Origin of the sequence: Terriglobus sp. 2YAB30_2, from assembly GCF_052114765.1 — a bacterium.
Classification (GTDB): Bacteria; Acidobacteriota; Terriglobia; order Terriglobales; family Acidobacteriaceae; genus Terriglobus.
In genome coordinates, this window is record NZ_JBFRFJ010000001.1 from 508,860 (window position 1) to 521,699 (window position 12,840).

A 12,840-nucleotide genomic window follows, 5' to 3' on the forward strand; every position below is an offset into this window, starting at 1 on the left:
TCCGAAAACACAGGGGTTGAAACCTTATATTCACCGTCTCGTCACCGGCTTGCAATATGCGTTCCCTACGGTGCAAACATGCGAGATTTTGCGAGACTCCTTCTCCTGGCAGTAGTGTGTTTTGCGTTACCTGGGCTCTTACATGCCCAGTATGACAACGGCAGCCTGGTCGGTACGATTCATGATGCGACCGGGGCTCCGATTGCAGGCGCGAACCTTACCATCATCAACACTGCGACCTCCATCGCGACACAGGTCAAAACAAATGAAGATGGAGATTACAGCGTTCCGCAGTTACGCGTAGGCGTCTACAAGATCACTGCTTCTTCGACGGGATTTGCAGATACCATCGCGGACAATATCACCATCTCAGTCGGTGGCCGTCAGCGTATCGACCTGACCATGAAGGTCGGAACGACGGAAACCTCCGTGGAAGTCAGCGGCATTGCGCTGCAGGTTGAGACCGAGTCCAGCCAGCGTGACCAGACCGTAACCCAATATCAGTCGGCGGCGCTTCCTCTCGTTACCCGTAACTATGCCGACTTGATGGGCCTGGTCACCGGCGTTCGCCAGGCGCCCAGCGCGGCAACAACCAGCTCGATCAGCAGTCTTGTCCGTGCCGGCGCCTATAACGTCAATGGCCAGCGCAGCATGTTCAACAACTTCCTGCTCGACGGTCTGGATAACAACGCCTATGGCGAGTCCAACCAGGGCTTCGATAACCAGATCGTTGCCGTGCCGCCGGACTCGGTTGCGCAGTTCAGTGTTGTTACCAACAACCAGAGTGCTGAATATGGCCGCTCCTCCGGCGCTACGATCAACGTGGCTACCGCCAGCGGAAGCAATGCGTTCCACGGTGTGGTCTATGAGTTCCTTCGTAATACGGTGTTGAATGCCGCCGGCTTCTTCAAGCCGACTCAAGGCTCCGTGGCATTCAAAAAGCCGACGTTCAATCGTAACCAGTATGGCTTCACCTTCGGGGGTCCGATTCTGAAGGACAAGCTCTTCTTCTTCCTCGATTACGAGGGTTTCCGTCAGACGCTGAAGCCGCTAACGGTGCTGACGCTGCCCACGCTGAATCAGTTGAACGGCGTACTGACGCAGCCGGTGCGTGATCCGCGTACAGGCACCATCTATCGGGCCGGTTCCACAATTCCTACCGCCGCATGGAGCCCGCTCTCTCTTACTGTGGTGAATGCCTTCAGGCAGATTCCCGGTCTGCCGCAGTCCGGTGCGGCGACGACCGGTCTGGCATCGAACGACTACGCGGCTCAGGTCCCGTTTACCGATAAGAGCGATAAGGGCGATCTGCGCCTCGATTACCAGCAGAGCCCGGCGACCTCCTACTTTCTCCGTGTCAGCGACCGCAAAGAAAATGCCGTCAACTATCCGAGCATTCCGCTTCCTCTTGATGGCCAGACCAACGGAAAAATCCGCGTGCTGAATGAGCAGGTAGCGGCTGGTTTCAATCACTTCTTCGGTTCGAACAAGATCATCGATGCGCGTGTCGGTCTTTCGAAGACCAAGGCTGGTAAATATACGCTTTCGATCGGTAACAACTCCTTCTCGATTCCTGGCCTGCCCTCGAATCCGGTGGTCGCCGGCGGTCTGCCGTCCATCGGTATCACGGGCTTCAGCTCCTTTGGCCGTCAGAGCACGAATCCACAGTGGCAGAATCCCTCTCTGCTCGATCCGAAGGTCAACTTCACCTGGGTCAAGCATGACCACACTCTGAAGTTCGGTTACGAGTTTGAAAAGGTGTGGATGGCCGTCAACGATAACAATCCGCTCTATGGCGGATGGAGCTATGGCGGCGGCTACAGCCTCTGCACCCCGTCGATCAATGCCAGCCTCTGCGGTTTGAACAGCAGCGGTGGAGCGGCGTCTACGGCTGCCGTCTCCGATACCTACTGGGCTGATTTCCTCTTCGGCACCACCAGCGCCTATCAGCTCGCCAACTACTTCGTTGTTCACCTGCGCCAGAGCATGCACAACTGGTATGCCCAGGATGACTGGAAGGTGAACAATCGCCTCACGCTGAATCTTGGTCTGCGCTGGGAGTACGGCTCGCCTTACTCAGAGCAGAACAACTACATCTCCAACTTTGATCCCACCTCGCAGACCGTGTTGACCCTTTCCCCGGGAGCAGTGACCGGAAACGGCATCACGAAGCTGCCTGGCTCCGGCGGTGTCTACGGTAAGACTCTGATGGATCCGGATCTGAATGACTTTGGACCCCGCGTCGGCTTCTCATATGCGGCTACTTCGAAGACGGCGATCCGCGGCGGCTTTGGCATGAGCTACGTTCACTACTGGCGTGCGGGCTCGGGTAACATCACGGGCATCAATGCGCCCCAGGCGTTATTTGTCGCTGTGGCACAGTCAACACCGAGCACGACGAATCAGTGCCCGGCGGGTGCTCCCGATACCTCCTGCTACGTGCGTGCGGAGCAGGGTTTCCCCTCAACGCTGGTGACACAGTTCAACAAGGCAACGGACAACATTACCTGGGTTCCGCGCAACACGCGTGACGCCTACGTGGAGAGCTACTTCCTCAGCGTGCAGCAGCAGTTGGCCAAGAACATCCTGCTGGACGTCGCCTACGTGGGCAACCACGGCCTGAAGCTGCAGGGCTTCCTGAACGGCAATCAGAAGAATCCGTCACAAAACTTTGCCCGTCCCTATGGAAACTGGCCCAGCGATATCACCACAGCGCTGAACGAGTTCATGTCGAACTACAACGCGCTGCAGGTGCGGTATGAGCAGCGTGCGACCGGCGGCCTGACGCTGCTGAACTCCTTCACCTGGCAGCACTCCCTCGATAACGCCAGCGCCTCGCTCGAAGGCAACACGCCTTCGCCGCAGGATGCCAACAACATCCGCGCGGATTACTCTCAATCCGACTACAACCTTCCGGTATCGAACGTCACCAGCCTGGTCTACGAGCTTCCGTGGGGTCGCGGCCGCCGTTGGATGAACAAGACCAACGGTTTCGTCGATTCGGTTCTGGGTGGATGGCAGTTGAGCGCTATCAATACCCTGCAGGCGGGTACACCATTCAACCTGACCTATACACCGAACTCGGCGACAGCCGTTTCGCCGCAGATTGGCGCCAGCTACCGCGGTGCGAATCTCTATCGTCCGAACCGTGTCGCCGGAACTCCAGTCACGCAGGGACGTTCTGTTCGTGCGGCGGGCACCGGTTATGTGCAGTACGTAAACCTGGCCGCCTTTGCGCTGCCGGCGACCCGCGACTCCGCAAACAACCTGCTCAGCCCGTTTGGCAATGCGTCGCGTAACCCGGGCCGTACGCCTGCCTTCTACGAGACGACACTCGCGGTGAACAAGAAGTTCTCCACGCCGATCGAAAGCCTGAAGGCTGAGTTCCGCACGGAGTTCTACAACATCTTCAATCACACTAACCTCTACCTGCCTTCCGGTGGTCTGGGTGGCACCCTGGGCGGCGCCCCTTCCAGCGGCGGCGTGGTATCAAGCACCTTCGAGCCCCGTATTGTCCAATTCGGCTTGAAGATTCTCTACTAGACGAGAGGCACTTAACCGGCGGCAGACGTGACAAACGTCTGCCGCTTTTGTTTTCTATGTATGCTTTCTACGAGAGGAAAATCCTAGGATGCGTTTGTTGGGGAAGGCTGTAGCGGCCGCTGCGATGGCGGCGGCATGTGTCTCGGCGGTGGCCGATGAGTATCACGCAAAACCGAAGCTGGTTGTCATTCTGGTTCTGGACCAGATGCGCGGCGATTATCTTGACCGGTATCGCGACGACTTCAAAACCGCGAACGGCTTCAATCTCTTCCTGAAGAAGGGCGCGCACTTTACCGATTGCTACTACGACTACGCCAATACCCACACGGCTCCCGGCCACTCGACCATCGGTACCGGAGCCTATACGGATGGTCATGGTATCCAGGCCAACCAGTGGTGGGATTTCTCGCGTTCGACGGAGCATGTCTACTCTTCGGTGGATGACGACGACTACAAGGTCGTCGGAGCGCCTGCCGGAGCGACCATTACTCCCGGTCAGTCACCGCGGAACCTGATGGCTTCCACTCTCGGCGATGAGATTGTGCTGGCGACACATGGTGAGGCGAAGGTCTTCGGCATCTCGCTGAAAGACCGCGCTGCGATTCTGACCTCGGGGCATGCTACGCAGGGCGCCTTCTGGATTGATCAAAAGTCCGGCCACTTTATAACCTCGACCTACTGGATGAACGATCTGCCGGCCTATGTCGCGAAGTTCAATGCCAGCGGCAAGGCTGAGGCGGCGGCCAAAGAGGTCGGCGGCAAGGGACAGAACTTCTATAACGAGGTTGGCGCGACCCCGGCGGGTATCCGCTACGAGCTCGAGTTCGCAGAGACTCTCATCGATGCCGAGCAGCTCGGCAAGCATCCGGTCACCGATATGGTGACGATCAGCCTGTCGTCAACCGATATCCTCGGACATGCTGTCGGGCCGAACGATCCCAAGCAACGTGCCCTCCTGGATGGAGCTGATATAGAGCTGGACAAGTTCTTCACCTGGTTGAATACGCATGTCGACGGTGGCATGGCGAATGTCTGGGTGGCCATGTCGGGCGATCATGGTGTCGCTCCGGCGGTTGGTGAGACGCAGAAGCTCGGCATGCCGGCAAATACGTTTTCCTACGCCGGTCTGATCGATGCCATGAACGAAGAGCTGACGAAGAAGCTCTCCCCGGGCAATCCGCAGAAGTTCCTGCTGCAGGGCGGGGAATACGCCTACTTCCCGCTGGATCAGCGTGTGTGGGAGAAGCTGCATATGTCTGAGGCCGATGCCGAAAACATGGTTGCGGCTATGCTGCCTGAGGTGATGGCGAAGACACAGCCTGGCCTGCCGGGCTCAAAGCCGGCATCGAAGCCGATGGTGCGCCGCGTGTTCACGAAGGCACAGATGGCCTCGGGAGATCTGCCGAACAACGATCTCGGCCGTCTGCTGCAGCACAGCTACTCGCCGAATGGCGGATGGCAGGTCTTTGCGCTCTTCGGCGAGTACCAGCTTCCGGGTGCGGCGACGGGCACAACGCACTATGCGCCGTACTCGTATGACCGTCACGTGCCGCTGGATTTCTACGGTTCGGCGTTCATTCCGGGCACGTATCACGACCGCGTCGCGCCGGTGGACATCGCTGCGACCTTTGCTTCGCTGCTGCGCATTAATCAGCCATCCGCCTCGGTGGGGCATGTGTTGACGCAGGTTCTGAAGCCTGAGGCGGAGCCCACCGCCGCTGCCCCTAGGACAAAGTGAGGATGCGCGGACAGGGACACTCTTGATAAAGTTCTAGCCGTGATCACACGGCGTAGCTTTCTTGGTTCTCTGTCCGCGGTCTCCGCTGGTCTGGCGGTAGCCGACGCTCTCCCCCTTGCAGCTTTTGCGAAGTCACCCGCCTCCAGCGATGTGACCAAATATGTGAAGATCGCCATCGGTACCGGCGGTCACGGACATACCTATCCCGGCGCAACTATGCCATGGGGAGCTGTGCAGCTCAGCCCCGATACCGGTGTAAAGGGTTGGGATCACTGCTCCGGATATCACTGGGACGACAAGACCATCCTCGGCTTCAGCCACACCCATCTCAGCGGTACGGGCGCTGCCGACCTGCTCGACTTCCTGGTCGTGCCGCGGGTCGGAGCGGTAAAGCTGGCGCCGTCGGAGTATCAGCAGAGCTTCTCGCATGACGAAGAGGTTTCTCGTCCGGGGTATTACAGCGTCAAGCTGAAGGATTCCGGTATCTTCACTGAGCTCTCAGCGACCGAGCGTTGCGGCGTCCACCGCTATACCTTCCCGGAGTCAAAGTCCGCGACGATCATGCTCGACATGACGCATCTGATCGAAGGCAATCCGCAGAAGGTCAATTGGGCGAAGGTGAAGGTGGAAGGCCGCCGCATGTTGACTGGCGGACGCAGCACGCAGCTCTGGTCTCCCGGACGCGAGATCTACTTCGCCATGGAGTTCTCCCGTCCCGCGGACTCGATCCAGATCTTTGCCGATGACAAGCTGGTGCAAGGAGAGACCTCCAACGAGCCGCGCCTGAAGGTTGTGGCGCACTTCCATACCACGGCAGGGGAGAAGATCCTAGTCAAGACGGGCATCTCCGGCATCAGCACCGAGGGCGCGCTGGCGAACCTGAAGGCCGAGGTTCCGCACTGGGACTTCGATGCGGTGCAGCACAAGGCGCACCAGGCGTGGCAGCAGGCGCTCGGCGCCATTCAGGTGGAGACGGAGAACACCCGGCACAAGGAGATCTTCTACACCGGCCTGTATCACACCATGCTGGCGCCAACGCTCTTTGACGACGTGACCGGCAAGTACGCGGGCATGGACGGCAAGGTGCACGATCTGCCCGCGGGGCTGCACAACTACTCCACCTTCTCGCTGTGGGATACCTACCGCGCGCTGCATCCGCTCTACACGCTGATCGCTCCGGAGAAGGTGCCCGACCTGGTCAATTGCCTGATCCGCGAAGCGGAGCAGAGCCCGGGCGGCGTGCCCATCTGGCCGCTGCAGCAGAAGGAGACCTTCTGCATGGTCGGCTATCACTCGGCTCCGGTTGTGGCTGAGGCGCTGGTAAAGGGCTTCCAGGGCATCGACGCCAAGGCTGCCTACAAGGTCTTCCGCAAGCGCGCGATGGTCGATGACTATCGCGGCCTTGGAGCGTATCGCAAGTACGGTTACATCCCCTGCGATGTCGAGGAAGAGAACGCCTCCAAGACGATGGACTACGCCTACGACGACTCCGCCGTTGCGGCCATTGCGAAGGCTGCAGGTGAGCAGCAGGAGTCGGAGCAGTTGCACAAGCGTTCAAAGAACTACCGCAATCTCTACGACAAGGAGACCGGCTTCATCCGTCCGAAGTATACCGATGGCCGCTGGGCCGGTCCGTTTGCTCCGAACGCGATCAGCGTCTCGCGCAAGTGGCGCGACTACACCGAGTCCAACGCCTGGGTTACCACCTTCAGCGTGCAGCACGATCCCAATGGCCTGGCAGAGCTGATGGGTGGCAAGCAGGCTCTTGAGAAGAAGCTCGATGACCTGTTCTCGGCAGACTCCACGCAGCCGCCGGACATGCCGCCCGATGTCGCCGGACTTGTTGGTCAGTACGCTCACGGCAATGAGCCCAGCCATCACATCGTGTATCTCTACAACTACGCGGGCGTTCCGGAGAAGGCACAGAAACGTCTCCGCAGCCTGATGGAGACGATGTACGACAACAAGCCAAACGGCATGCAGGGCAACGAAGACTGCGGCCAGATGTCTGCCTGGTATGTGCTGAGTGCTCTGGGTATCTATCCGGTCGATCCTGTAAGCGCGACCTGGGATGTCGGCACGCCGCTCTTCGACCGCGCGACGCTCGAGGTAGGCAACGGCAAGACACTGACCATCGAGACCAAGCGCAGCTCAGCCGACGCGGCGATCGTGAAGAGCATTACCTTCAACGGCGAAAAGCACGAGGGACTGACCTTCGAACACGCCGCTCTAGCTAAGGGCGGGAAGATCGTTTTCGAGATGGCATAACTGCCATTTGACGCTCGACTCACCGCGTGTTGCGATGGAGATGTGAACGTTTCAAAACAGCTTCCGGTCGATCTCATCCTGCCGGAAGTTGTCCAGCATCTCCTCGCAACGCCTTCTCTTGTGATTGAAGCGGCTCCGGGCGCGGGTAAGACGACCCGCGTGCCTCCGGCGCTGCTTAAGATTCTTCCAGGCGAAGTCATCGTTCTCGAGCCGCGGCGTATTGCGGCTCGTATGGCCGCACGTCGTGTCGCCCAGGAGATGGGCGAGCAGGTCGGAGAGACGGTCGGCTACCAGGTGCGCTTCGAAGAGGTCTCCGGCCCGCGGACGCGGCTGCGTTTTGTCACCGAAGGTGTGCTGACACGCCGCCTGCTCTCGGACACGATGCTCAAGGGTGTCAGCGCCGTTGTACTGGATGAGTTCCATGAGCGGCATCTTGATGGCGATCTGGCCTTGGGGCTGTTGCGGCGGTTGCAGGTGACGACACGTCCAGACCTGAAGATCATCGTCATGTCGGCCACGCTGGATGCCGCGCCGATTGCTCAGTATCTGGATAACTGCCCGATCGTGCGCAGCGAAGGCCGTGCCTTTCCACTGCAGCTTGATTACGCGGGCTACTCCACCGCTCCGTTGGAGCAGCAGGTCGCTCGCGCGGTGGAGACACTTCTCTCCGAGGGAGAGACCGGAGATACGCTGGTCTTTTTGCCGGGTGTTGCCGAGATCCGTCGTGCTATTCGCGAGATTGAGCCCATCGCGCGCCGAAGAGGCATGCTGCTGGCTCCGCTCTATGGCGAGCTCTCTCCCGCCGAGCAGGACATGGCTGTGCAGAAGGCGTCGAAGCAGAAGATCATCGTCTCCACGAATGTTGCCGAGAGCTCGGTGACGGTGGAAGGTGTGACTGCCGTCGTCGACAGCGGCCTGGCTCGTATCGCCGGTCACTCACACTGGACGGGGCTTCCTATTCTTGAAGTACAGCGCGTCAGCCAGGCCAGCGCAAAGCAGCGCGCCGGGCGCGCAGGACGCACCGCGCCCGGCCGCGTGATTCGGCTGTATGCCGAAGAGGACTTCCGCCGCCGCCCTGAGGTTGATCGTCCCGAGATCGTGCGTGAAGACCTCAGTGGTGTTGTCCTGGGCCTTCGTTCGATGGGAATTGGCATTGATCAGATCCCGTGGCTCGATGCACCGCCTTCAGAGGCTGTTGCTGCTGCGAATGAGTTGCTCGATCGCCTGGGCGCAACAGGAGAGTCCGCGAAGCAGCTCGCAAGGCTTCCGGTGGAACCGCGCCTCGCACGTGTCGTGCAGGAGTCGATGCGCCGCGGCGTTGGCGAGAGCGGATGCGCGCTTGCTGGATTGCTTGCCTCAGGTGTACGGATCGAAAAAGGCGACATCCTTGAAGCAATGGATCAGCCGATGGACGACCGTGTCCGCCGCCAGGTCGACCAGTTGAAGCGAGCTGCCCGTCCTGCGAAACAGATGAAGCACGATGATGATGCGGTGCTGATCAGCGTCCTGGCAGGCTTTCCTGATCGTGTGGCTCGGCGACGTTCCGGTAATACCGTCATGCTTACCGGCGGCATGGGTGCTGAGGTCTTTGGGCAGCCGCGTCCGTATGAGTTTCTTCTGGCGCTCGATGCGGAGGAGCGCAAGGAGCGTGGGGCTCCTCTGATTCGCCTGACGGCGCGCATGGAACCGGAGTGGCTGATCGATCTCTTTCCGGAGCGCGTCCTTGAGAAACGCGAGGTCGTCTGGAATCGCCAGGGCGAACGCGCAGAGGCGATCAGCTCACTGGAGTACGACGGGCTGGTGCTGGAAGAATCACGCGGCCCTGCAAACGAAGAAGAGGCGGCTGCTGTTCTCGCGCATGAGGCGGTATTACTTGGGGTGGAACGCTTTGTCGATCCTGAAGCGTTGGCTGAGCTGCAGGCGCGGATTGCCTTCGCCGGGGTTGAGAGCATCGATATCGAAGGAGCGCTGCGCGAACTCTGTTATGGGCTCAAGCGCTTTGCGGAGCTACGCAGGGTCGCGTCGACAGATCTGCTGCCGTTGCTGGAGCAGCGTGCCGGCCGCCTGGATGAGGTTGCTCCCGCGAAGCTGAAGCTCGCGGGTGGGCGCTGGGCAAAGGTGCACTACGACCTTGGAAAACCCCCGTGGATCGAGTCACGGCTGCAGGATTTCTTCGGGATGCAGGAGACGCCGCGCATCGGCAGAGACCGCACACCAGTGGTGGTGCATCTGCTGGCGCCGAACCATCGCGCCGTACAAACAACCACCGACCTCGCAGGCTTCTGGCGGCGGCTTTATCCGGAGGTGCGGCGAGAGCTGATGCGCCGCTATCCGCGACATCAGTGGCCGGAGAAACCGGTATAAGCAGAATGTTTCGGATGTCTCGACCGGGTGCCCCATGTCCCGCTTTTGGGACGTGGGCATTCGCGCGAAGCGCGAACCGTCTTATGACAGCAGAGCGCCACCAGCACGGTATGGGTAGAGAAGCAGATTTCTCCCGCTCCCCTTTACCCCAGCCGGCGAAGCTGGCCGGGGACCCCGATCGCTGCGAAATGACAAAAGTGCATATTCGAGCTTCGCTCGAACACCCATGTCCCCGAGGGACATGGGGCACCCAGAGCCGAGGTGATTTCTAGATTATTGCGTAGCGGATGAAGCTATTGCTTCCGGCTCGTGCGTCCATGTCACCTGTCCACGAGCGTTGATCACGAACCAATAAAAGACTGTCCCGGTCAACAGAAACGCACTCGCAATGGAGAAGGCTGCGCCAAAGCTGTGGGTCGCTGCCAGCGTCGCTCCTGTCAGCCACGCGGAAAGTGTCGCCGAAAGATTCGCAAAGAGGTTCTGCAGGCTCGTCCACTTTGCGGCGGCTCGTGGACCGGACAATGATTGGGTGAGCGCCCAGTTGTTCGAGGTGAAGAGACCGAGCCCGAAGCTGGCGATCATCATCGCTCCCATGCTGACGGCCTGCCGATTCGACGCTACGACAACAATCAGAGCGATCGCTGCCACGATGCAGCCGATGCACACCGTACCTTTGCGGACCATCACTGCATTGCGACCTTGCCGCACTAGCCGGTCTGAGACCACCCCGGCAACGCCGCATGCCACCGAAAGACACCAGAAGGGCAGAGAACTGACAACCACCAGTTGCTTCGCACTGTAGTGATAGCGCTGCTCGAAGTAGTACGGAAGCCAGCTGACGAACATGCTCCACGCATAGTTGCTTCCGATGTGGCCGATGGCCGCGCCCCAGAACTGCCGCTGCGCCGCGACCTGCAGGTAAGTAGGAGACCATGCCCGCTCACTTCCGTGTGACACGCGGATCGAACGTGTGGCCACAAACCACAGCGGGATCCAGAGCATGCTCCCCAGGCCGAGGACCAGGAACATCATCCGCCATCCGGATGCGGCAACAATGGCTGTACCGGCCATGATGCCAAGCGCCGGGCCGATCTTGGTGCCGACATCGATCAGGCTATTGGCGGTACCGCGCAACTCTTCCGGAAAGAGCTTCGTGATCAGTGCCGAGGTTGCCGGAAAACTTACCGACTCGCCGCAGCCCAGGATCAGGCGCAGCGTGAAGAGCACGGCAAAGCTACTGAGGGTGATGCCAAAGAGATGCAGGTCGCGGCTGAAGCCAGTCGCTGCGGTAGCCAGTGACCAGACGACAAAGGCCAGACCGAAGACTTTAGCTGCGTCAAACCGTTCCAGCAGTTTGCCGACGGCTAGCTGCATGAGCGTGTAGGAGAGAAAGAAGGCTGAGCTGAGCAGGCCGAGCTGCTTCTCGTCCAGGGAAAGGTCGCGTTTCAGGCTGGTGAGCGCAATCGACAGGCTGCCGCGGTCGATGAAGCAGATACTCATCGCCAGCACCAGCAGCAGAAGGATCTGCCATTCTTTCGAGCGCTTCGGCGCAATCTCAGGCACGGTCGTAGGGCCTGCCTTTCACAGCCAGTTGCAGCATCGTCTCGGCCACGCGGTCATAGTCGTGCCGCAGCACGGCGCCCTCGTAGACGAAACTGCCCGTTACCGGTTCGACTCCAAGTTCGCGTACCGCATCGAGGTCAGCGACAATTGGCGCCTGGCCCTCACGGGCGTACTGTGCCAGCGATGCAGCGCTCATAGGCGCGGTATTGATCAGGGCATAGTCGAAGAGCCGGTGGCCGCCGGCGTGGTCCATGATCTTCTGGATATGCTGAGATGCGGTCAGGCCCAGGGACTCGTTCGCCTGGGTCATCAGGTTGCAGACGTAGATGCGGGTCGCCTTTGCCGTGGCGATCGCTTCGGGGATGCCACGGACCAGCAGATTGGTGACCAGTGACGTGTAAAGGGAGCCCGGTCCCACGCTGATGAGGTCCGCCTGTCGGATCGCCTCCAGCGTTTCAGGCACGGGATGCGCCTCGGCTGGTTCGAGATACAGCTCGTGAATCCGCTGCTTGCTCGCCGTGATGCTGGTCTCTCCGTGAACGTGGCTGCCGTCGTCCATCAGGGCGGCGAGGGAGACATTGTCCGTGGTCGCTGGGTAGATGCGTCCGCGCGTGGCCAGAATCTGCGAGGAGTGCTGCACCGCCTGCGCGAAGTCGCCGCAGAGATCGTCCAGTGCCGCCAGGAAGAGGTTTCCCAGCGAGTGACCTTGCAACTCGCCCTGTCCGAAGCGGTACTGGAAGAGCCGTGAGAGCAGATGCTCATCCTCGGACAACGCCACCAGGCAGTTGCGGACGTCTCCGGGGGGCAGCATGTTGAAGTCTTCACGCAGACGGCCGGAGGAGCCTCCATCGTCGGTTACCGTGACGATGGCCGCCAGATCGGCAAGCAGGCAGGGACCGTCAGCACAGCCAGAGGTAGCTCCGGAAACAGCAACATATCGCTTTAGACCGCGAAGCAGCGTGGAGAGGCCGGTACCGCCTCCGATTGCGACGGCACGTAGAGCAGTTGGGGGAACGGACCGCATTCCCGCCAGTGTACGGGAAAAGCTTTGAGGACACAGAGCCATCCCCTAGAAGGGCCGGGGCATCATAGAGATCGGTCCTCACCGGAGGTAACATTTCGAAAATGTTACTTGAGTTACCGGATCTTCTCTGAGATGATGACTTTTGATGTCGTACGATTGCCCGGCCGACACAAAAGGCGCTCAGACCTGAATGGCCGAAGGGCATGACATGGAGTGTTGCTATGCACGACTTGATCGTTGTAGTTGCTTGCCTCGGCGTGGTCCTTATCCCGGCCGCCGTCCTCGCGTTTCGTGGTGAGGAAGCCCAGGAAGAGTAATCACCCACTGTGGTAGCATCGGG

At 60.0% G+C, this 12,840-nt stretch carries 6 protein-coding genes; 4 read left to right on the top strand and 2 right to left on the bottom strand.

Going from position 1 to position 12,840, the window contains the following annotated elements; all coding sequences use genetic code 11:
- Nucleotides 1-78 precede the first annotated feature (78 nt).
- The 4 genes from AB4Y89_RS01960 to hrpB all read left to right on the top strand — a co-directional run bounded on the left by AB4Y89_RS01960 (nucleotide 79) and on the right by hrpB (nucleotide 9,913).
- Nucleotides 79-3,543: a carboxypeptidase regulatory-like domain-containing protein gene (locus tag AB4Y89_RS01960; RefSeq protein WP_442299231.1), complete on the top strand. Its 3,465-nt coding sequence runs from the start codon at nucleotides 79-81 to the stop codon at nucleotides 3,541-3,543.
- Between the two features lie 88 nt (nucleotides 3,544-3,631).
- Nucleotides 3,632-5,281, top strand: a complete 1,650-nt coding sequence (locus AB4Y89_RS01965) for an alkaline phosphatase family protein (protein WP_442299232.1) — start codon at nucleotides 3,632-3,634, stop codon at nucleotides 5,279-5,281.
- 39 nt (nucleotides 5,282-5,320) lie between these two features.
- Nucleotides 5,321-7,549 (top strand): GH92 family glycosyl hydrolase, encoded by a 2,229-nt coding sequence (locus AB4Y89_RS01970; protein WP_442299233.1) that lies wholly within the window; start codon nucleotides 5,321-5,323, stop codon nucleotides 7,547-7,549.
- A gap of 42 nt (nucleotides 7,550-7,591) precedes the next feature.
- Nucleotides 7,592-9,913 (top strand): ATP-dependent helicase HrpB, encoded by a 2,322-nt coding sequence (gene hrpB / locus AB4Y89_RS01975; RefSeq protein ID WP_442299234.1) that lies wholly within the window; start codon nucleotides 7,592-7,594, stop codon nucleotides 9,911-9,913.
- Nucleotides 9,914-10,186: 273 nt separating this feature from the next.
- Here the strand turns inward: hrpB and AB4Y89_RS01980 are convergent, their stop codons facing one another.
- Nucleotides 10,187-11,476, bottom strand: a complete 1,290-nt coding sequence (locus tag AB4Y89_RS01980) for an MFS transporter (protein WP_442299235.1) — start codon at nucleotides 11,474-11,476, stop codon at nucleotides 10,187-10,189.
- The gene (locus AB4Y89_RS01985; protein WP_442299236.1) at nucleotides 11,469-12,500 is read right to left on the bottom strand and encodes a gluconeogenesis factor YvcK family protein; all 1,032 of its coding nucleotides are present in this window, start codon (nucleotides 12,498-12,500) and stop codon (nucleotides 11,469-11,471) included. Before AB4Y89_RS01985 ends, AB4Y89_RS01980 begins: the two co-directional genes overlap by 8 nt.
- Nucleotides 12,501-12,840 lie beyond the last annotated feature (340 nt).

What these genes read in the sequence shown, in the direction of transcription:
- AB4Y89_RS01960 (WP_442299231.1), top strand. Translation starts at nt 79, where the DNA reads ATGCGAGATTTTGCGAGACTCCTTCTCCTGGCAGTAGTGTGTTTTGCG.
- AB4Y89_RS01965 (WP_442299232.1), top strand. Translation starts at nt 3,632, where the DNA reads ATGCGTTTGTTGGGGAAGGCTGTAGCGGCCGCTGCGATGGCGGCGGCA.
- AB4Y89_RS01985 (WP_442299236.1), bottom strand. Translation starts at nt 12,500, where the DNA reads ATGCGGTCCGTTCCCCCAACTGCTCTACGTGCCGTCGCAATCGGAGGC.